Genomic DNA, 21,453 nt, shown 5'->3' with positions numbered 1-21,453 from the left:
TTGGTTTTTTTACATTTTTTAACTGTTTTACTCATCACGCTTTAACTGAAAGCAGCACTCTCACCAGCAAATCAATTCACGGCTTTTGGCGTCGACCATGCGCACCTCTAAACCCGTTTTCTTGTGAACTGCTTTATAGCATAAGCGATATCGCCGCTTTTTTGCCTTTGCTGCATAGTCGATTTCCCACTCCAACCTCAGCTCAATCCCGGCTAAATACATCTGACGCGCCTCTGCTACCTCTATACTCGGAGTCACATCCATGTTTTTGAGTTGATCCACCGTGACGGTAAGTCCACTCACTTGATTAGGCTGACCTGTCGTTTTATTGATGACAATTACGATTCTCTCCATATATAGGAGAACTCCGTCTTTATGTACATGAAAGGCAAACACCTCCGAGTCCAAGTCCCGCTCCTCGTCTTGTTTCAATAGCAAAAACGGCTCCATTCCCGGGCAAGCATGCTTCAAAAATTGCAAGGCGCGCTCGAGGCATTCGTCGCGAGACAAGCGCAAATCACCCTTGGTCTCCTCGAACCTGATAAACGAAATCAATCTTCCCGTATCGGGATCAGTAAAGGCTTTGATTGATTCCTCAGAGCGATTCAGAAAAAACGACTCCAGCGACAGGTCCCTTTCCACCGAGGGCTTCCAGTCCTTTCTCCGCCAGACAATGCCGTGCCTGCCATCCATATCTATCTCCCGAATGATTTCATATTTCTTTGAATCAATACCTATCAGATCATGAATAGAGCGCAGTACTGCCCGCTCATCTGGATCTTCCGCAGACTGCATCGGCACAGGAGTCCATTCGTCGCTTTCTTCTTCCTGCCTATTAAAATCTTCACTAGTAGACACCAGTCTTTCTTCGTCCGCATCAAAGCAGGAAAGAAATCGGGATGGCTGATAGACTAGCCGCAGCTCGTCCTTTGGCACATTTTGTCCCTCTGCCCGAACGAAACTCATATACAAGCGAAAGTCAATCAAGTCTGCAATTCTTTTTAACAGCCTTTCTTTTGAGACGATTTTCTGCGGTATTTCCGGACTTTTTTGCCTGCCTCTGTATTGAAATTCGATAACGGTACCGCTCCAGCTAACGTAGACTCGAAACCCGGTATTTGGTAGAAACAGCCCCATAACCTTTTGTCCGTACACGAACGATATGCCTTGCTTCGTTTGCTTGCTCCTGATCAGAACGAATTGCTCCATTGCCTTGGGGTAATGATCCAAAACGAACTTCTCAGCCTGCGCTCGCAGCTCGTCTTCAGAGCAGCTCGCTTTTTCCTCCGTTCTGTCGGCTGTTTCGATTGTATACTCCAGCAAGTCTCCTTTTTTGCTTAATTCAACGGATATTCCATGATCTGTTCCTGGCTCAGTCCAGACGAAAAGTGCTCTCCCTCCTTCCCGCGGGTGCTCCCGGTAATCATCAATCAACAGCTCGTATTGCTCGGGTATCACGATGAGCGACTCAGCACGCAGCTTCAAATCAGACTGCAGCCGTTGCAGTGCGGCTTCCATATCTGCTTCGGATTTTCCCGCCCTCTGCTCCACATCTGTCTCAAAATGCTTGCGCAAAACCTTCAACCCCTTGTGCAAAATGCTTTTGACTGTACCGACTGGCAGGTTCAACAGAACAGCAATGTCTTCAATGGTCAAATCTTGAAAATACTTGTACAGGATGACCTGCCTCTGTTTTAGCTCCAATCCTCGAATCGCATCCAACAAATCTAGGCGTTCATCTGCCGCAAACGCAGCGGCAGGAAGCTGTGCTACAGCCTGATCACCATCCAAAACGGTGCGCTTTCGCCGTTGCAGCACCACAAGTGCACAATTGATCACGATTCGTGTCAGCCACGTTACGAAATAGGATGGCTGCTTTAGACGAGGCAGACTGACCAGTGCCTTGTATATCGCTTCATGGACGACATCCTCAGCGTCAGCATCATTTCGGACATAATAATACGCCATTCTGTACATCCGTTCCCGATGCTGTTCAATCAACTCTTGAAATGCTTCTGTATTACCCGCTTGTGCCGCTTTCACCAGCTGAACTACATTCATATCGTTCCCTGCCTTTCAACAGTTAGATCGTCCAACCAGCGATTTGGTTTTCATGATTTGAAAAAATAAAGAAAAAAGAACCTAGCCACCAAAAAAATGCGGACAGGTTCTTGAATGTAAGCAGACATCTCGTTTAGCTCGAATACAAGGAGCAGTACGTACGGTCAAAACGCCCAGCGAGCAAATCTTCTTTGCGGATGAAAAACTGAAGCACCCCTGCATCCCACCAGCAAAAAGCCTGTCAAAAGCATCAATGCAGCAGCGTACTCGCTGTCATCGTGCTGACCCGTAGGATAGCCGAACAACGTAGCCACATCATCATGATCGCCGAGACCCGTGAGCAAAAAGCGAAAGTCTTCATACTCCTCAAAGCTATACGAATCAGTCTCAATCTGGTCATAGTCGACATACGCATAATTTGGTGGTTCAAGCGATGCTCTCGCCTCAAGCTGATAGCCGCAAAATTGCTCTTCCGGGGACAGGCGACGCTGCGCAGACGCAAGCTGATCCTTTGGCACATACAATTTCGATCAAGTATTGTGCGGCATGGGTCACCTGATGCTCACGTCGTCTCCTCTTAGGGCTACCTATATACTTTTTTCATACGGTCGGCGATCGCCTCTGCCAAATCGGTGGTCATCTGTGGAACATGGGTTTTTAGAATCGAGTTAATCATCGGCGCTTTTAAGCCCTTTGCTGTAATGTCGAGGAAGCCTGTCATTCTCGTTCGCTGTTCCCCTAATGCTGTGGCCCTAAAGTAACCCTCTCCAGTAAAATTATCATTGATGCCAGTGAGGGTAAATCTTACTTCTGTCGGCTCGTTCCATTTCGTAATATCCACTTGAAGACTTATCTTTTTTTTCATGATCCCGATGTCCCCGAGAAAAGTCCAGGTCACACGGCGGTCATTGATAATTTCATGACTTATGTAACCAGGCACTAGCGGAATCCAGTTCTCCAGCACACTGACAAAATTCCAAACAGCTCCGATAGGCAGATCCAGATCAATCTCATGTATTCCTTCAGGCATATGTGTTCATTCCTTTCCTGCTGTTCTTTGGCTATCCTGTTATATGTATTGTGAGTGGCTGCGATATATTTCGGGAAAATCGAGCCAGAGAAAACAGAAAGCCAGTGAGCACCGATCTTGCTGTGGCGCGCACTGGCTTTTCATATAGCTATGTCATATATGTGCAGATTTATTTAGGCTCAAGAGTGAGCACATGTCCATTCTCAATCGCTTCTTTCAGAGGGGTAGTATGATACGTCCCCTCCACCCAAGCCGGGAACTGATCGTCATACCAAGGGCTTTTGACATGTCCCGACTGACCTGGTCCCACAATGTGATACGCTTTTGTTAAATCACTGGTATCAACGACGAATCGCCACGAAGCTCCATGATTGATGACACCGGACTTCACGTTGTATCCAGCCGCTTGTACCGTTACCGCACTTCCTCCTGCGGGTATTGGTTCCGCCCAGTTAAAGAGATAGTTCAGACCAGTGACGCTGGATAGCGGGTGAACAAAGGAGGCCTGATGGGCATCTCCCCACTTCCACCCCTGGCTATTCGTTCCCCACGCAGTCTCGATTTCCGTGATCGTATTCTTCAACGAAGCATGAAGTACGCTGGAGAGCCCGCCTTTTTCCTCCATCCAAGGCCCCGGCTTGCCTGCATGCGCTCTGCGGATCAGATCATCAATGACTTGCCCTCTTCCTCTAAACAGGCTTCGCATGGTTTCCGGTATTTGCTCTTGGAACAATACGGTTCCCACCTGCTGCATCCATCGGTTAAAAACGAGAGGAGCAGCCAATTCTTTGTCATCGACAAAATTCCAGCCCGCAAGTAGCGCTAGGACTTCCTTTTCCTTGTCCGTAAGCGTTTCTTTTTTCACCTGCTCCAAAAAGATTGGCACAAACTCTCGGGCCTGCAGATTCACTTGATCCATTTGCAGCTTTTGCATGTCCTCGACGGTCAGCTTTTCTTTTTCCGAGAGCACTTGCTGTATTCTCATCTGACGATACGGCTGTGCCCAAATATTACTGATGTGATAAGGATAGCTGTCATCCGTGACTTTGTAGTTCGCGCTGGAGATAAAGCCCTGCTTCGGGTTCACGGTCTTCGGCAGCTGATCGTATGGAACATATCCTGTCCACTCGTATTCGTCTGTCCACCCGGGAACTGGAACGAGTGCGTCGCCATTTTTGCGAATCGGAATTTTTCCGTTTGCCTTGTAGGCAATTGTTCCATCCTGCGCGGCGAAGACAAAGTTTTGTGTAGGCGTGTGGAAGTTTTCCAACGCTTTTTCGAACTCGTTCCAATTTTTTGCTCGATTCATATTTAGAACAGCTTCCAGCTCCTTGGATGGCTCTAGCGCTGTCCATTTGAGTGAGAAAACGGTGTCCTTGCCGCTTTCCTCCGCGAATTCCGAAATGATCGGTCCATGTCTCGTAATAGTGACCTGGTAAGGGATCGTTTCCTGACCCTTTACCCGTATCGGCTCGTCAATGATCTGTGCGTCTTCCCATTTATCCATATACAGAAACTGATTCGGCTCGCTCGGATTTCTCTTTTCGATATACAAATCCTGCACATCCGGTCCTGTATTCGTCACACCCCAAGCGATCGACTCGTTATGCCCCAAAATAACGCCCGGGATTCCCGCAAAGATAACACCACTCACGTTTACAGAGGGGCCACGCAAATGTGTCTGGTACCAAATAGCGGGAGTAGCCAGAGACAGATGCGGATCGTCTGCCAAAAGCGGCTTGCCTGACGCGCTTTTTTCTCCACTCACCACCCAGTTATTGCTTCCGTTGAATTCAGGAGGGATGACCGCCTTTGCAAAGCTTTTTTCGATGTCTACCTTTCCTTCTCCTAGCGCTGCAATGATGGGAGGACCTGCTTTTTCATCTGAGGGGAACAAATCGTATGCTTTCTCTTTTGAGAATTGATTCAGGAGATAGTAGCGAAATGCTTGCCCTTCCCAATGTCCACCCAAATCGTACGCCATATATTTGCCGATCGTGAGGGAATCGAGCGGTGTCCATTCTTTTGGCTCATATCCGAGCAGCGTGAACTCGACAGGCAAAGCTCCCTTTTCCTTCGCTTCTGTTATGTAGGAATTCACACCATCTGCGTACCATTGCAACGTATCTTTGGCTTCCTGTGAGTAAACCTCATGCGAGAGCATGGCTGCCCTGCGCAAGCCAAGTGTCCGAAAATATTTGTCGCGATCTACTGCCTTATCGCCAATCACCTCGCTAAGCTCCCCCGATGCTTGTCTTCTGCTCAAATCCATTTGAAAAAGGCGATCCTGTGCTGTCACATACCCTTGGGCCAAAAATAGATCATGATCGTTGTTCGCGCTGATATGGGGGACTCCACGCTCGTCTCTCGTCACGGTTACTTTCTCCTGAAGTCCTGGCACCTGGATAGAGCCGTCTATTTGCGGTAATGATTTGGCAATGTATGCGTTTGCGATCCCGAATAAGATTGCACCAACCGCGAGCAGCGCAATGACGACGACTGCAATGATTTTGACTGCCTTTTTTCCTCTGCTCACTTTATTCCTTTTCAGAGCAGTTTCCATCTCATGAATCCCCCCGTATCGTTTCGGTTTTTGATATATCATAATATTTCCAAGTAAGTTAATTAATGACTATTCAATAGATTTTCATCATACCATATTGATAGCTTGATTAGTCAAAGTGCTATCGACTCCAATCTGAAATAAGACCAGCTTGATTCATTATGCTACCAAATAACCTTTTTGGCTCTTTCGTTCAAATAGAAGAAAGTAATGAAACTAGAAACCGATCCTGTATCTCAAACGTATCTCTAGTAATATACAAAAACTGACAATGAAATCGAGGTGCAAGCAAACATGGAATCACTCTTAATCGTCCCCTACCGCCCCGAACTCGCAGCCGCAGTCGCCGATATGTGGAATGCCAGCCGTGATGGGTGGGGAGGCGGAAACTCGATTACGACAGCCGAACAAATCCGTCAGGAAGAAGCAAGCTCGGATGCCCTCGCGGTATACCTGGCGATGGATGGAGATATTGTAGCGGGCTACTGCAGCCTGGGAGAATATCGGGAGGACACAGGCGCTCTCTACATTCCTCTGCTCAATGTCCGCCCTGACTATCAAGGGAAAAAAGTAGGACGCATGCTGCTTGCACGTGCACTCGAACAGACGATTCAGCTCGGCTGGCCTCGTCTTGATCTGTATACATGGGCTGGGAACACGAAAGCCGTTCCTCTCTATAAAAAGTTTGGATTTTTCTGGGAGGATCGGGATGATTCCACGCATCTGATGAACATGATTCCTACTGTTCTGTCTACAGAAGCAATCGCTCCTTATTTTGAAGAGCTTGACTGGTATCATAACTCTACGAGAGAAATTGTCGTAGAGCCTGACGGACGAAAAGAAAACGACTTTGATTACTTTACCTACTCCTGGGCAAAAGGAGAAACGAGCCTGCGTGTTGAGTTTGAACGCCGCGGACGTGGCCTGCGCCTCATAGAGACCGATGATTATTTGCTGTCTGCTGAGATCGAAAAGCTAGAGCTGGTCTTCGGCCGGGAATACCAGATTCAGTACCGGATCATTAACAAATCAGGCAAGCCGCTGCATGTATTGCTGCAGGGCGAGTCGAACGAAATAATCCGCTTTGACTATCAGCATGAGCTGGAGGTTACGGGGGAAACGACGCTGTCTGCCAGATTCTTTGTGGATGAGATTACAGAGGAGCAAAGTGTTTGGCGCACCCATCCTCGCGTGAGCACCCACATCCTGATCAATGGCAAGAAAGCCTTGTTCCAAGTAGGTATTCTTCCTAAATTTCCTGCAAACCTCACATTGCACGTACCTGGCATCTCTTACCCGGGACAGAGGGCGTCGTTTTATTTGGATGTAGAAAACAGCTTTGCAGAAGAAGCTGAATTTTCATTTGAGCTGCCCACCCGTTCGTTCCTTGAGCTCCAGGAGCAGCAGTATACACTGAAGCTGAAAGAAAAGGAACGCACCTCCCTGCTACTAACGGCCGATTTGCACGAGCACGGCTTCTATGAAGCTAACGTACAAGTGAAGGCGACTCTGTCCGATGGCAGCTCTGTCTCTTTTGCCAAACAAATTGGCGCCGCCTTTACAGGACTGGGTGCAATGCTTTCAGGGGAAACCGAACAAGACTGGCAGGTTCATCACGGTCGCCACACGCTCTACCTGAACAAGGATGATAACGAAATAACGATTGTCAATGGATCAGGCGGGGAGCCAACCTATCTTACCTATCCCAAGCTCGGCAAACCGTACTCCAGTGAATTTTCCAAAAAACGCGCCGAGCATGTTGAATTTATTATGGAAAAGGGAGCAATCGGCATTCGCGTCACTTATCGATCCGGTGCATACTCTCAAATAGCCCTGATCGGAAAAACACTCCTGTTCGCAGATGGAACGATAGAGCATGACATGACCTTGGAAAATATTTCTTCTGATCCGTTGACTTCTGAGCTCTGGCTTAGTCAAGGCTTTGCTCATCCTTTTTCCCGCCCAATCCTGCCGTACCAAGGCCGTTATGTCGAAATACCGTCCTCCTATGGAAGCGATATGGATTACTGGGACGGTGAGCTCCTCAGCGAAAACTGGCTGTTTTCAAGAGATCAAGAAACCTCGTGGGGGATGTGCTGGCCAGAAGAGTACCGTATCGATTTTCAAGGCTGGACGATGGCTCTGGAAACTAATATCGGATTGTTGGAGTCGCATGGCAAAAAAGTATTTGGCCCTTTCTATGTCATGCATGGCGGCTATAGCGATTGGCGCGAGTTCCGCGCCTTTGCTCGAAAAGAAGCACTGCCACAAGACCTGTCCCTGACTACTCATCTGGAACTGGCTGCAAACGAGCACAATCCGTTCGTCAGCAGCGAAAATATTGACGTGCAGGTAAAAGATTACAAACAGCTCTATTTAGATGGGGAATTGACTGCCTCCTTGGAAAGCGTATCTGCTTCAGAACAGACTCGCAGCTACACGGAAGAAGAGGAAGCAACTGAATCCAGCTTCACTTTCGAAGCTTCTCGAAAAGCGTATGAGCTCGTGGAGGTGAGCGGACGCTTTGCCACGCATGAGACCCATTTACGCAGCTCCCTTTTCCCAATCGGGCACGGCAAGATTGCGCTGGAGCAGGCCCTTGAACAAGGACAGCGGGTCTTTATCGCCGATAACGGTCCTCTGCGCATCAAAGCAGCTCCGGATTTTTACCCAACGCTTTACTCGCTTACGAGCAATGGTCAGGAGTGGCTAGCGAGCTCCTTCCCCGAACGGCAGCCTAAATCGTGGTGGAATCCGTGGACAGGCGGAATCAGCAATTCTGTTTCTGAGCTGAGTGCATTTTCGTTAGTAAAGGAAGAGCACACCGCATCGTTCGTTCAGCTGGTAGACAGCAAGCAAAACGTATGGCAGGGCATCAAGCTGAGCTACCATGTGAAAAAACAGGAAAAGTACCGTGGTCTGACATGCCATCAGTATTACTTGCTGCTGCCGGGGGTACCTGTACTTTGTCACACTACCGAGATCGAGCAAAATACTGGAACCTACTTTGCCGACAAGAGCTGGTCGACTACTATCTTTTTACAAGCAGAGGATACAGATGACACAGTTTGGCTGAAAACGGTGGGTGCAAACGGCGAGGAACTGAGCTACAAGCTGGCACAGGGCGAGCTGTCCGTGAACGAAGCTTCGGATTATCTCATCGGCTCTGCTTCTCGCAAGGATCAGATGACAATCGTTACCGACTTAGATACAGCAGCGTTGGAAACTTACTGCAACAAGGAAGTGGCTCTCGTATCCGTCAATCGCGAGCTCAATCTGCCAAGTAATAGCACTACTTTTACTCCGCCCCTCTTTTTCGTGTTTGCGGACAAGCAGATTCCATCTGACTCCTTGTCTGACTTACGTTCGATCCGCTTTGCCAACCAAGGGAGGATTTAGGATGAAAATCATTGATGCCCATATGCATTTGTCCCACATCGAAGAGTTCAAGCGGACAGCAGAAGAAGAGTCTTTTGTCGATTACTCAGTAGAAGGTATTTTGCAGGAATATGCGGATAATGGTGTGGTGCTCGGTATCGGCATGGGCCTTACAGAGACGCAAAAGTATGGCTTCCCTGACGCCGAGGCTGTCACTCCGATGGGGCTCGATCTGACCGATGACTTGCCGCCGCAGCTCGTCTATTGCCTGGGAATCAACCCGTTCAAACTAGACCAGGCTGCACTACAGCGATTGGAGAATGACCTGCAAAAGCCAAACGTCGTGGGCCTGAAAATCTATCTTGGCTACTATCCGTTTTATGCGTATGACAGCGTCTATGAACCGGTTTATGCGCTTGCCGCAACCTATCAGGTGCCTGTAGTCTTCCACACTGGAGATACGTATTCCGAGCGAGGCCTATTAAAGTACTCCCACCCGCTCGCGCTGGACGAGGTGGCGGTGAAACATCGTGATGTGAATTTCATGATGGCTCATTTTGGCGATCCATGGGTACTGGATGGGGCCGAGGTCGTTTACAAAAACCGCAACATGTTTGCTGATCTCTCTGGCTTGATGGTAGGTGACGCTGCTAATTGCCAACGCCTGAAGGAATCACCGCTCTTTTTCTCTCACCTGCGACACGCGATCGCCTATTGTGATCACTATGATAAATTTTTGTTTGGCACCGACTGGCCGCTAGCTCCGGTCAAGTCGTATATTGAATTCGTACAAGAACTGATTCCAGTAGCGTTTCATGAAGACGTCTTTTACCAAACCGCGTTAAAAGTGTTTCCAAAAATTAAGCCACTGGTCGAGTAGGCTATAGGCTTGTAAAACAACAAAACCCATACACCTCCCTGTTCATCATGTGGGCATGTATGGGTTTTATTTTTCTGGAAAGTTTCTAAGCTGTTTCTTATCTCGCTTTCCTAAATGGGTGTACGAAATCTGATCAACAAACACAATCTCTTTTGGCATTTGATAGCGGGCAACCAGAGGGCGCATCCAGTCTCGCAATTCCTCTTCTGTTAACGCTGCATTGTGAACAAGCTGGACGACTGCTTTCAGCCTTTGTCCAAACATGTCATCAGGAACCCCGAAAACGGCTACGTCTTCTACTAATGAGTGCTGGATCAAGACTTGCTCCAGCTCAATCGGATACACATTTTCGCCCGCAGAAACTACCATGTCATCGACTCTGCCAACTAAAAAATAATAGCCTTGCTCATCCCGATATCCCAGATCGCCAGTCTCGATCCACGACCGACTCCGATTGCGCATGGACCACTTATTTTTCACGCATAATTGGCCAATCTCACCGACTCTACATTTTTTCTTTTGATCATTGAGCACATGTAAATGAGTGCCCTTTATTTTTCTTCCAAGCGTTTTTGCAGAGTAGTGTAAATCCTCTGGAGTGGCTATGATATTCAGACCAGCTTCCGATGTACCATACAGATTGTATAATACAGCTCCTAAAATGCTACGCACATGTGCTACCAGCTTTTGATTGAGCTCGGCACCCCCTGATGCGATACAAGCCAGTGATTGCAAGCTTTCGGCATCGTGCTTCAGCATCTTATGTATCATCAGTGGTACGATTGTCACGACCTCAGCCCTATGCTTTTTGATGAGGTCACATGCCTTTTTCGCGTCAAACCCGGATGTGATCACGATTTTCTTCCCTAATGCAATGAACAAAAGCAAAAAGGCGATCCCGTATCCGTGATAAATGGGCGTTGCAAGATAGGCAGTCTGATATCGCTGGAGCTGAAGCCTGTTAAGCAAAGCTAAAAACGGAGGCAAGTAATTGAATAAGGACGGCTTATGTGCGACTTTCTTTGCTTTTCCTGTTGTTCCGCCTGTCAGAAGGTTAATCTTGCTTGCGTACGTTCTTATTCGTGGTTCTGATACGAACGTAGCGTCCAATCGATTGATGGCGGGCAGCTGATCATGGTAGCTCAGAAGCGTAGCTTTCTCATACGATGCTTGCCGGGTCAGCAAAGTCAGCTCCACATCATGTACAAGCAGGTCGAAATTATGAGCTTCTACAATCTGCTTGAACTGCTCCCCGCTCATTTCGGTATTCAGTAAAAAAATGTCTGCACCCGTGTGTGAGGCTGCAAAAATGGCTTTTACCAAAGACACATGGTTTTTGCACAAAATGCCTACTCTCTTGCCGCTTGCAAGTCCATAGGCTTGTTTCAGCCCAGCGGAGAGCTGCTCCGATTGGGATAACAGCTCGTGATAAGTAAGGGTCTCCAGATCATCTACCAAAGCTATTTTATGGCCATGCATCCTTTCGGCGATCTTTAGGAGCATCATCACGTTTATTCCATATTGATAGATGGCAGTGAGAAGCCTGAACAATCCAATGGGAGAAAGCAGCTTCAGCTTGAATAGAACTTGAAATAAACAAAAAATTGGCAACGTTTCACTTCCTCCTGTTTCGCAGCCTTCCTGCCATGGCCCATTCCCATACTCCCCTACCTAAAACAGAGGCTAGCTGTCCAAAAATCAGCCACCACGGCATCATCTTACTCTGCTTGGTGTACATCGATTTGGCGATCATGGCTGCTACGTGCTCTGCGCTCATGGCAGGCATGTTTTTGTAAGCCTCCGTAGGCAAAATCATTGGCGTTTTCACGAGGGGAAGATAGAGGGACGTAGTCGAAATCTCCATCGCATTTAATTCAGGCGCAGCTGATCGAAACCACGTATCAAAGGCGGACTTGGATGCCTCGTACGCAGCCCAAAAAGGGATTGGAACCAATGAAGTGTTGATTGTAGAGACGTTGATGATGTGTCCTTTCTTTTGCTTCAGCTGCGGAATGATCGCCAATAGCAATTTGACAGGGGCAAAATAATTGATCGCCATCGTTCGCGTAAAATCATGATAGCGATCCAAGGAGTCCATAATAGGACGTCTGATCGAAATGCCAGCGTTACTGACCACCATATCAATCCCGTCACGCTGTTGCAAAAGAAATGCTAGAAACCCATCCATCTCAGCGGAATCTCTTAAGTCTGCCCGAAAGATACTCACTTTGGCAGCCCTCGTCTCTAGCTCCCTTTTCATCTCTTGCAGCTTTTCCCCTCTTCTCGCCACAAGAATCATGTGCACATGAAAATCAGCCAGAAGATTGGCTACCTGCTCGCCTATTCCAGAGCTTGCGCCAGTGATTACAATCGTTTTGCCATACACGGCATTCGCCAGCTTTTCTTTGTCCAAGCGAGTAGGTACAAACAGTAGGCTTTCCAACAGCGTATAGTTATACATTCATCTAATCCTTTATCGTTGTTTGTCATCAAACAAGAGCCTTATTTCTCGATGGCGAGAACGCGAAGGCTTACGATTGCGCGTACTTTGCTATCTTGCGCAAAACGTTAAAAAAGAGATAATTCATACCTTTTGAACGATAGGTAGTCTGATTGAAGCTACCTATCACATGGACATCCAAATTCGGCAAATAAAGCATGAAGCTGCCGCTCGCACCGAGATGCCCCCACAAAAGGGTACTTCTTCATCCCACCAAAAATACCACACGTAACTGAAGTACCTCGGCTAATTATTTTTCTACCTCTTTTCCATTCGACTACAAAAAAATAAGAAGCCTCCCTTATTCATTCGCGGGAAGCTTCTCGTTGCCTTTGTTTACTAGGACATTTTCACCAAGCTGTAATTTTTCTTGCCTTTGCGGATGATGATGAAGCGGCCGCCAATCGCGAGGTCAGCTGATACTTCCAGCTCAAGGTCGCTAACGCGCTCCCCATTCATGGAAATCGCGCCTTTGGTAATATCCTCACGTGCCTGACGCTTGGATGGCTCAATCCCTAATTCTACGAGCCAGTCAACGATGTTTTTCGTTTCCTTCGTTGCTTCGTAGGTCGGCATTTCTTTGAAGCCTTGCTCGATCTCATCTGCAGTCAGCGATTTAATATCTCCGCTGAACAATGCCGCGGTAATGCGCTTTGCTTGATCCAGCAATTCTTGACCGTGAACGAATCTCGTCATTTCCTCAGCCAGCATTTTTTGTGCTTCACGCTTATGCGGCTCTGTCTGTACCTTTTCAGCCAGCTCATCAATTTGCTCTTTGGAGAGGAACGTAAAGTATTTCAAGTATTTCACAACATCGCGGTCATCCGTGTTCGCCCAGAATTGGTAAAATTCGAATGGGGTTGTTTTATTCGGATCGAGCCAGATTGCGCCACCCGCGGTTTTCCCGAATTTCGTGCCGTCGGATTTGAGCATGAGCGGGATCGTGAGGCCGAATGCTTTTGATTCTGGTCCTTCTTTTTTGCGGATCAGGTCGAGGCCGCTCGTAATGTTCCCCCATTGGTCGGAGCCGCCGATTTGCAATTGTACGTCTTCATGTTTGTACAGATGCAGGTAGTCAAGCGACTGCAGGATTTGGTACGAGAACTCTGTAAAGGAAATGCCTGTTTCGAGACGGCTCGATACGATATCCTTTGCAAGCATAGTATTGATGCTAAAGTTTTTCCCGTAATCGCGTAAAAATTCGATAACGTTGATTTTATGTGTCCAATCGTAATTGTTGACCAAACGAATTTGGTTATCCCCATCCGTTACGAACAGCTTTTTCATTTGGGCTGTCAGGGCGTCCACGTTTTCCTGCACCTGTTCCATTGTTTGCAGCGAACGCTCGGTTTGACGACCGCTTGGGTCCCCGATCGTACCCGTTGCCCCGCCAATCAAAATAACTGGACGATGTCCAGCAAGCTGGAAGCGTTTCAGTACCATGAACGGGATCAAGTGACCAATATGCATACTGTCACCAGTCGGGTCTACACCACAGTAGAGCGAGATCGATTTTTGCTCGGTTAGCTCCCGAAGGCCTTCCGCATCGGTTTGTTGATTGATGGCGTCACGCCATTGCAGCTCATCAATAATGTTCACAGTCATTCCACTCCCTTAGATTCATCCACCATTTTCGACTTGTTTTTAGCCGTTGAAAACAAAAAATCGCCCCTTGTCTAATTGTAGACATAGGGACGATTGAATAACCGTGTTACCACCCAGATTGCACCAATGGACGCTACATGTCACATGCCATTGTTGCCACTCACGGCGAGTTATCGTTCGCCAAGCCGCTCGGCATTACCCGAGATACTCCAGAGTGTAATTCGCTCGCTTAGTGTGTACCAAGGTTCCATCAACCCCCGGCTTTCTAGAACAGGGACCAAGCTGCTACTGGGCTCTTTCAACGTATATGCATATAAGATTACAGACAGTATAGTGAATTACTTGTTCAGTGTCAACTGCGCCAGCAAAAAGATGCTCACACGCACACGCCCATTGTAATATTCGTGCATTGGTGGACAAAGTTACTGCTGTTGAAGGGACCGTAAACTGTTTTCCATGATCTCTTTAAATAGCGGTGAAACAATTGACCTCCACCATAATCCAAACCAAAGATCCGTTTTCGGCTCATCAATAGATACAGAGATCAGCAGTCTAGGATTATCGATGGGAGCAAACCCGATAAAGGAAGCGATATATTTACCTTCAATGACATTCCCTTGCACATCGTACTTCGGTGCTACACCTGACTTTCCAGCAACGGAGTATTCGTCCATTTTAAACGTTTTATTTGATCCGACCGCCATAGTCACACTTGATTCCAAAATCTCTCGAACCTCTCTGGCTGTTTCTTCCGATATGACTTGACGGACAATGTAATGGTTTCTGGTATCTGTATCCGCCTGCTTATACAAATGCGGCTTCATCAGCTCGCCGCCATTGGCAATTGCCCCCATCGCCGCTACCTGCTGCATAGCAGTTGCAGAAGCACCTTGTCCTAATGCGGCTGCGGCCACATCATAGGGATTTTCCATAGGTGGAATCGTTCCCGCCTCTTCATCCTCAAGCTCGATCCCCGTCTTGTTCCCAAAACCAAACCGATTCAAATATTCCTGGAGCAAATCCTTTTTTAATTGTTCATTGCCAAGCTTGGCGTATGCTACGTTGGAGGAACGCTGGATTCCCTCTAAGTATGTAATTTTCCCCCAGCCAATGCCATTATTGTGGTCTTTGATCAATTTACCTGGGGAAACCTCATACGTGCCTGAATCAAAGATTTCCCTTGAATCGAACTTCCCCTCCTGTATTGCCGCCGCCAGAGCCACGATGGGAAACGTTGTTACGGGATCAGGTAACGCTCGAATAGCATAAGCTTGTTCTTTTGCTAACTCTTTTGACGTACGATTCGCCATAGCCAAAATTTCACCGGTATGTGGATCTGTTACAATTACCGTCATCCTTTCAGGTCTAAAGGCTTCATTGGTCTTGTCGAGCGCCGCTTCCACATAAGCTTGAATTTGCGGATTGATCGTCGTAACCTTATCGTTTTTTTCATTTGTCCCCGCGGCAGTAGTGCTCGGACTCTCTGGCGTATTACTCGTTTGAGCGCTCTGCACGGATGATGTTTGTGGTGAGATGACCACCTGGTAGGCGATCAACAAAATGGCCATAGAAGCAGCCATTCCTCCGATCACGTTGCGAAACAGTTTACGCCTTTTTATCCGTGTGAGCAGCCCCTTTTCCTGACGAATTTGCCCCGCTATTTCCCGCTGCTTGTCCTCCTCCATCCGCAGCGACGGGAATGATTGAATGAGCGTACTTATTTCTTTTTCCTCAGAAGATGACATCATGCAGTTTGACCTCCCTGCCGCTTTTGAGCATTTGCTTTTGCATTTCCTTTATGGCCCGATGGAGTGTCGTGCTTACCTTTGCTTCGCTCCATCCCAATATTTCCGCCGTCTCTTCAGTAGATATTCCCTCTATCAAACGCAGGATGAGAACCTCTCGATAAGTCCTTTTGAGCTGATTCATGGCTTGGTAAACCTCTTGTAATTGTTCTTTTAGCACTAAAGCCCTCTCCGGGGTACGCTCTTTGGAAGTGAGAAATCCCAACACCTTTTCTGGAAACCAGTCGATCATTTTTTGCTTGCGTATAGAATCAATCGCAGCATGACGCGCGATGGTAAGCAGCCACGTCTTGGGCTGTGCTCGGCCTTCGTATCCAGATAAAGCGTGTAGTGCCTTCGTAAATACTTCCTGGACTAAATCCTCCACATCTCTTCGTCCGGTAAAATAGGCGATGTAATTGTAAACATCATTGCCGTATTGCTGAAACCATCGCTCTATTCGATCATCTGAATCCATTGGTACGCTCCTTTTTTTGAATTTGTATCTTATTAGACGCAAAAATGAAATTTGCTTACAGTTTTGTTCCAAAAAAAAGAAATAGCTGTCCCTGATTGAGCATTAGGCTCGGGGACAGCCACCTGTAGCGACGAACCTCTCCTTTCTTTTTTCACTCCAGCTTATCCTGCAAATTCGTCCAAATACGGTAAATTAACGAGTTAGTGATTGATCAATCACTGTTATTTACGCTGATTTGTTCGTTGCAACGTCCGAATCGTATTCGTTATCCCCTCTTCAAAGGAGGTCGCACGCACCGGACCAATTCTTTCCTCATATTTGGCTCTGCTCAAAATCAGCGGCTCTTCTGTTAAATAAAGCATCTCCACTACCTCTTTCATCACTGGTACAGCTAAACCGAGCAACGACAGTCCCACTCTCCCAAGAGAAAGGACCGGCTTGGCATTTCTACTTGCCTCTCTGGCGATTCGCACGATATCCTTGCCTGAAATCAGCCCAGCACCTGGAATATTCCAGTTCTCTCCCCAAGTATCCTCTTTGGACGCCAGCTCAGCAATCATAAAGGCAGCGTCTGGCAAGTACACATACTCCCGCGGAACTCGCATCGTACCGATGAAAAATGCCATTCTGCCTGCTGCGATAGCTTCAAGTGTGGAGCCCAGATAGGAAGCCTCGTTTGCCGTGGGACCGTAATAATCAGGCAAGCGGACAATCATTACCTTTGTCCGGCTCCACCTGCCGTCAAACAGCATGTTCTCAAAAGCAAATCGTACCTTTCCCTTTTTCGTATGCGGCTGCTTAGGATGCTCCTCGGTTACCCGATCCATTTGCCTTTTTCCATACGGATAGATGCCATCGACCGCAACTACCTTTACCCCCAGCTGATCAGCTGCCTCCATTACTGATTCACCTAGTGGGATCAGCTTTGTCGCCATCTCATGGTACGGCACATTTGCGCAGTGGAACAGGACATCCGTGCCTTGCGCAGCCATGACGATATCGTTTGACCGAAGAGCGTCGCCCGTAGCAACCGTTAGATTTGACGGATTCCCGAGACTTGCTTTGAGCTGCTCCAGCTTCTGAATGGACCTTCCGAAAGCCACCGTGTGAATTCCTCTCTTCACCAATTCTTCCGTAATCGCAGCACCCGTACCGCCAGTCGCTCCTACAACAATCGCTTTTTCCAATGAAATCACCTCATCATTCTTGTGATTGATTAATCACTAATAAGCGATTATTACATGAGTAATTGATCAATCACTAACTTGGAATTAATGTATCACTTCGTTAGTGATCAGTCAATCACAACTTTTGAAAAACAATGCCCTTATCTTTCTTTCAATTCGGGCATGTTAAGCGCTATTGAAATGTTGCACAGCATTCCTCTAGCCAAAAACAGCATCGTCCGTTCTTCGGGATTCGGAATTCCGGCTGCACGAAAAGCGTCGATAACCATACGGCGAACCTCACCGAAGCCATTGCGCATCGCTTCCCGGATCGAATCTTCCTGAATGGTCTGCGCCTGCATCTGGAGCAATATCTCATTCTGAAAAGCGTTCAAAATATCATCGTAGGCCTGAATCAGGTCAGTCTCCAGCTGTTCCGGTGCCGCATACTCCACCACTTTGCGGAAGGAATCAATCACTCGCGTCCAGGATACCTCCAGTGCTGCCAGCAGCAACGCTTCCTTGGTCGAGAAAAAACGAAAGATATACGGCTGCGATATTTTGGCCCGTGTTGCGACTTGTGCCGTCGTTGCGCGGTAGTAGCCAATCTCTGCAAACACCTCGATCGCCGCTGAAATGATCTCCGACTTGCGATTAACTGAGGTCTCCTCAGATTTTGCCATCGGGTTGCCGCCCCCTTTTTTGGTTAGTGATTCATCAATTAATTTTCATATTATATACCAGAACTGGCTGCAAGACAATTCAGTACCGAACGATGCGATATGTATACAAAAAACGCAGCTCTGCTTCGCTACGTTTTTCGTATGGCATAGATATAGAGAAGAATGAGGCATTGGGGTCCGCAAAAAGATTAATTTCATCAGATATTCCAAAAATATCAATTGTGTACTTTCGTGTGTGTCTATAGGCATATCCTCTCCTTCAGAAGTACTCTTGACTCTTTAGATTGGGGAAACCACAATGGTTTTGACTGACTAATGACGCTGTTATCCAGTGTACTTAACAAATTCGATACGAAAAAGTTAAATGACTGCTCCCCTGTATTATAAAATCCGAATTTAGGATCTTTGCGCTTGCTATCGTTCCAATGTAAGCCATAAAGTTGTCCATTCATACATAATGATGATAATGTCATTTTTTGTAGAAATTGAATATTGGTAAGGGAGGTATCATACAATCTTTTTTGTTGGTAGAATTCCGTAATTTTAGTGAATAATCGTTGTGCAACGTTACCTGGTCCGATGCTACTAAAATCTTGATATCCAAATGAAAAAATTCCAAAATAGACATTATCTGATGTTTGATTCATAATAGTTTGAACTGAATACAGATTTTCTAAAGCATCTGTTAATTTCGTTCCAACGCTTAAGCTAGTTTTAACTTCTATTATAGCTCTTACATATTGATCTGGTATAATTACAAAATTATGACTATTGAACAATACTGGTGAGGCTTGATCATATATGATAATGTCTATTTGTTTACTGCAAAGTTCACCATCTTTTGAGAGTATAAATCCACTTGAAATTGCATATTTCTGAGGGAGGAATCTCTTCAATACATCTTGCAATATTGCTTCCTTATGCGTCCCATCTGATACCCAGTGAGCATTACCGATAATGTTCCTTACTCGATCTTTGGTAACCTCTAGCTCTTTACTAAAACTTTGATAATAAATAGGTAAACTTCTTTCAATTGGCATGATCTAGAACCTCCAAACCTATTTTGCACTTAATACAAAACTATTTTCTCACATAAGCAATTACCTAAAGCAAACAGCAATTCCGCAACTGCTATTAAGCACTTAATTGCTATTAATAAATGTTCATATTAAACAGATATGCATATACCAATGTTCAATATTTCGGTCTTTTTTTACTCTTTGACTTTTATTTTCCTAAACAACTCAATAAGTATAGTAGTAAAATAAGTAATCAATAACAAATCGGAAATTTTCAGTATTAGAATATGAAACACTTGATAAATTGACAAAATCAAACTTGCCTGAATTAACTTTTGAATTTCTTGATAGTTAGAGTCATTAAGGGATAGTGCAAAGTGCACGGCAAAAGAAAAGTAGAACATTCTACCATTATTATCTATATAACTTTTCACTTGACATGAAGTGTTAACATTGGTAAGACCGTATGAATAGATCATAGAAAAAATATAATCTGTAATAACAAGCATTAATAACAATATTAAAACACCAGTTATTATTTTTATTACTATTTGACTACCGTTAGGGGAATCTTCCTTTATTGAAAATTGAACATTAAATATCAGTTTTAACACGATTAAAAAACTATAAAAAATTAAACCACCTGCCATCAAAAATCCTGATAGTAATATTATGTATTCTTGAGTCATACTACTTGACCCCATGGCACTGAACAGAAGAAAAAGAAGTGAGAAAAGTAAGATTAAGATACCAACAAAACAACAAACTATATATCGCACTATCACTTGCTTTTTAAAATTATTAACCATAAGTTTAATAAAAAAGCTATTGATAGCGCCAATAATAAATACGCTTACAACAATTGGAAAATATTCATGAGAATAGATTATTTTTAGAAAACTATCAATTTCACATTTTATTTTGGGGATCATCGCATAAAAAACCAAGCTAATAAAAATTAACACTTTTCTAACGCCAGACATTCAGAATCTCCTCAAGGTAATTTTTGAACTTCCTGTACTTTATTCGTTCTTTCCACATATTCAGTTTCTTCCATATTTCATGCATCCTGTGAGTTCTGTCATAACAGGTCCATGCACTAGAAAAAAAGAATCTATCGCTTCAGGCAGTCTTTTCCCTATTATCTGACCATTTCAATTCAATCTCAGGAAGTTTTTCCTCATAGGATACCAACCACGATTATCCTGTATTTGGAATCCGTCTTCATCTCATCAACTTCTTTCTTCAATAAATTCACATCTTTGTCAGGGTTACAATAGTGCACCATACTCTCTAGCAGTTTAGCTCTTTGCCATTTTACTTACAACAAATTCCTCCTCTCCCCATTTTACGTTAGCTAACTAATCAATCCAGATAGTTGCAGTTGTAGTTAAAAAACATGTTGACAAGGTCCCTAACCTCAAGTAATCCAGCCATAAAAAGTTGACACCTAACAATTCTAACGTCATGAAGAGACTCCAAACAAAACGCCGACATATATTTGTCGACGTTTTGTGGGTTCGTCAAGCCTATTAATTGCCCCCTATTTTTAGATATTTTATGCTTATTGCTCTTTTGCCACTCTTTCCTGTTACAACCACCCTATAAAGACCGGGCAAGCCGAAAGCCAAGATCATCAATCCGAAACGTCGGGTGACTGCGGCGACGGCTCGTAGCTCCACAGCCCCGAGCCTCTTCTGCCCAGCTTCCACCACGGAAAACGCGGTAGGAGCCGTATACCTTTTCGTCGTATAGATCCCAGCACCACTCCCAAACGTTTCCCAGCATATCGTAGAGTCCCCACGCATTCGGAAGCTTGTTGCCTGCTTCATGTACGATCCCCTCAGCGTTCCCCTGATGCCAGGCTATTTCATCTAGCTCTCCGTACCGATACCCGGTTGTCCCTGCCTTGCAGGCATACTGCCATTCGGCTTCAGTAGGAAGACGATAACCATCCGCACGCCAGTCACAGACGATACTCTCACCGTTATCACATGTCGTGTAACATTCCTGTAGGCCAGCCTTCTGAGAGAGCAAGTTACAAAAGCGGATCGCATCATTCCAGGACACTTCCACCACTGGAGCCTGGGGTTGTTCATCAAGTCCTACCGACTTTTGCAAAACAGAGGAATAGAGCTCATTGGTCACAGGGATGGACGCAAGCAAAAATGACTTCACTTCTGCCCTCCACGTCGTCTTTATTCGATCGTCCCGCATGATCACTTCACCAGCAGGAATGTGAACCATCGGATACGCAGCAAAACTGCGCTGTGCGTTTGCCATCCCGCTTCCCCCATTCTCTCATC

General features: G+C 46.0%; 16 protein-coding genes. 2 read left to right on the top strand and 14 right to left on the bottom strand.

Annotated features, from left to right (window positions below):
- Nucleotides 1–60: 60 nt before the first annotated feature.
- The 4 genes from SB752_RS06745 to SB752_RS06730 form a co-directional block, all read right to left on the bottom strand.
- Complete coding sequence (locus SB752_RS06745) at nucleotides 61–2,061, bottom strand: sigma-70 family RNA polymerase sigma factor (RefSeq protein WP_410714920.1); 2,001 nt, start codon at nucleotides 2,059–2,061, stop codon at nucleotides 61–63.
- A 133-nt stretch (nucleotides 2,062–2,194) separates the two neighbouring features.
- Nucleotides 2,195–2,275, bottom strand: a complete 81-nt coding sequence (locus tag SB752_RS06740; RefSeq protein WP_410715133.1) for a hypothetical protein — start codon at nucleotides 2,273–2,275, stop codon at nucleotides 2,195–2,197.
- Nucleotides 2,276–2,644: 369 nt separating this feature from the next.
- Complete coding sequence (locus SB752_RS06735) at nucleotides 2,645–3,091, bottom strand: SRPBCC family protein (protein WP_410714919.1); 447 nt, start codon at nucleotides 3,089–3,091, stop codon at nucleotides 2,645–2,647.
- Nucleotides 3,092–3,260: 169 nt separating this feature from the next.
- A complete protein-coding gene (locus tag SB752_RS06730) occupies nucleotides 3,261–5,654 on the bottom strand; it encodes a penicillin acylase family protein (protein WP_410714918.1) in 2,394 nt (797 codons plus the stop codon).
- A gap of 294 nt (nucleotides 5,655–5,948) precedes the next feature.
- On the opposite strand from SB752_RS06730, the gene SB752_RS06725 reads away from it, so the two are divergent.
- Both SB752_RS06725 and SB752_RS06720 read left to right on the top strand, forming a co-directional pair.
- On the top strand, nucleotides 5,949–9,053 hold the full coding sequence (locus SB752_RS06725) for a GNAT family N-acetyltransferase (protein WP_410714917.1): 3,105 nt from the start codon (nucleotides 5,949–5,951) through the stop codon (nucleotides 9,051–9,053).
- Nucleotide 9,054: 1 nt separating this feature from the next.
- A complete protein-coding gene (locus SB752_RS06720) occupies nucleotides 9,055–9,912 on the top strand; it encodes an amidohydrolase family protein (protein WP_410714916.1) in 858 nt (285 codons plus the stop codon).
- Nucleotides 9,913–9,978: 66 nt separating this feature from the next.
- Here SB752_RS06720 and SB752_RS06715 read toward each other — a convergent pair whose 3' ends face one another.
- From SB752_RS06715 to SB752_RS06670, 10 genes are all read right to left on the bottom strand, one after another.
- Nucleotides 9,979–11,523, bottom strand: coding sequence for an AMP-binding protein (locus SB752_RS06715; protein WP_410714915.1), 1,545 nt, complete (start codon nucleotides 11,521–11,523; stop codon nucleotides 9,979–9,981).
- 4 nt (nucleotides 11,524–11,527) lie between these two features.
- Nucleotides 11,528–12,373, bottom strand: coding sequence for an SDR family NAD(P)-dependent oxidoreductase (locus tag SB752_RS06710; RefSeq protein ID WP_410714914.1), 846 nt, complete (start codon nucleotides 12,371–12,373; stop codon nucleotides 11,528–11,530).
- A gap of 378 nt (nucleotides 12,374–12,751) precedes the next feature.
- A complete protein-coding gene (gene tyrS / locus SB752_RS06705; RefSeq protein ID WP_410714913.1) occupies nucleotides 12,752–14,011 on the bottom strand; it encodes a tyrosine--tRNA ligase in 1,260 nt (419 codons plus the stop codon).
- 428 nt (nucleotides 14,012–14,439) lie between these two features.
- The gene (locus tag SB752_RS06700) at nucleotides 14,440–15,765 is read right to left on the bottom strand and encodes a peptidoglycan D,D-transpeptidase FtsI family protein (protein WP_410714912.1); all 1,326 of its coding nucleotides are present in this window, start codon (nucleotides 15,763–15,765) and stop codon (nucleotides 14,440–14,442) included.
- Nucleotides 15,749–16,279 (bottom strand): RNA polymerase sigma factor, encoded by a 531-nt coding sequence (locus SB752_RS06695; protein ID WP_410714911.1) that lies wholly within the window; start codon nucleotides 16,277–16,279, stop codon nucleotides 15,749–15,751. The genes SB752_RS06700 and SB752_RS06695 overlap by 17 nt, the downstream gene beginning before the upstream one ends.
- A gap of 221 nt (nucleotides 16,280–16,500) precedes the next feature.
- Nucleotides 16,501–17,466: an SDR family NAD(P)-dependent oxidoreductase gene (locus SB752_RS06690; protein WP_410714910.1), complete on the bottom strand. Its 966-nt coding sequence runs from the start codon at nucleotides 17,464–17,466 to the stop codon at nucleotides 16,501–16,503.
- Between the two features lie 140 nt (nucleotides 17,467–17,606).
- Nucleotides 17,607–18,128: a TetR/AcrR family transcriptional regulator gene (locus SB752_RS06685; RefSeq protein WP_410714909.1), complete on the bottom strand. Its 522-nt coding sequence runs from the start codon at nucleotides 18,126–18,128 to the stop codon at nucleotides 17,607–17,609.
- A 239-nt stretch (nucleotides 18,129–18,367) separates the two neighbouring features.
- Nucleotides 18,368–19,168: a DUF6602 domain-containing protein gene (locus SB752_RS06680; protein WP_410714908.1), complete on the bottom strand. Its 801-nt coding sequence runs from the start codon at nucleotides 19,166–19,168 to the stop codon at nucleotides 18,368–18,370.
- Nucleotides 19,169–19,341: 173 nt separating this feature from the next.
- The gene (locus tag SB752_RS06675) at nucleotides 19,342–20,130 is read right to left on the bottom strand and encodes a hypothetical protein (protein ID WP_410714907.1); all 789 of its coding nucleotides are present in this window, start codon (nucleotides 20,128–20,130) and stop codon (nucleotides 19,342–19,344) included.
- A 619-nt stretch (nucleotides 20,131–20,749) separates the two neighbouring features.
- Nucleotides 20,750–21,430, bottom strand: coding sequence for a formylglycine-generating enzyme family protein (locus SB752_RS06670; protein ID WP_410714906.1), 681 nt, complete (start codon nucleotides 21,428–21,430; stop codon nucleotides 20,750–20,752).
- Nucleotides 21,431–21,453: the final 23 nt, after the last annotated feature.

This window comes from Brevibacillus sp. SIMBA_040 (genome assembly GCF_046535075.1).
Taxonomy (GTDB): Bacteria; Bacillota; Bacilli; order Brevibacillales; family Brevibacillaceae; genus Brevibacillus.
Note: the sequence above shows the minus strand (reverse complement) of the source record. Positions and strands in the feature narration are given on the sequence as shown.

What these genes read in the sequence shown, in the direction of transcription:
- SB752_RS06730 (WP_410714918.1), bottom strand. Translation starts at nt 5,654, where the DNA reads ATGGAAACTGCTCTGAAAAGGAATAAAGTGAGCAGAGGAAAAAAGGCA.
- SB752_RS06725 (WP_410714917.1), top strand. Translation starts at nt 5,949, where the DNA reads ATGGAATCACTCTTAATCGTCCCCTACCGCCCCGAACTCGCAGCCGCA.
- SB752_RS06670 (WP_410714906.1), bottom strand. Translation starts at nt 21,430, where the DNA reads ATGGCAAACGCACAGCGCAGTTTTGCTGCGTATCCGATGGTTCACATT.
- SB752_RS06675 (WP_410714907.1), bottom strand. Translation starts at nt 20,130, where the DNA reads ATGTCTGGCGTTAGAAAAGTGTTAATTTTTATTAGCTTGGTTTTTTAT.
- SB752_RS06700 (WP_410714912.1), bottom strand. Translation starts at nt 15,765, where the DNA reads ATGATGTCATCTTCTGAGGAAAAAGAAATAAGTACGCTCATTCAATCA.
- SB752_RS06735 (WP_410714919.1), bottom strand. Translation starts at nt 3,091, where the DNA reads ATGCCTGAAGGAATACATGAGATTGATCTGGATCTGCCTATCGGAGCT.
- SB752_RS06720 (WP_410714916.1), top strand. Translation starts at nt 9,055, where the DNA reads ATGAAAATCATTGATGCCCATATGCATTTGTCCCACATCGAAGAGTTC.
- SB752_RS06680 (WP_410714908.1), bottom strand. Translation starts at nt 19,168, where the DNA reads ATGCCAATTGAAAGAAGTTTACCTATTTATTATCAAAGTTTTAGTAAA.
- SB752_RS06745 (WP_410714920.1), bottom strand. Translation starts at nt 2,061, where the DNA reads ATGAATGTAGTTCAGCTGGTGAAAGCGGCACAAGCGGGTAATACAGAA.
- SB752_RS06685 (WP_410714909.1), bottom strand. Translation starts at nt 18,128, where the DNA reads ATGGCAAAATCTGAGGAGACCTCAGTTAATCGCAAGTCGGAGATCATT.
- SB752_RS06710 (WP_410714914.1), bottom strand. Translation starts at nt 12,373, where the DNA reads ATGTATAACTATACGCTGTTGGAAAGCCTACTGTTTGTACCTACTCGC.
- SB752_RS06695 (WP_410714911.1), bottom strand. Translation starts at nt 16,279, where the DNA reads ATGGATTCAGATGATCGAATAGAGCGATGGTTTCAGCAATACGGCAAT.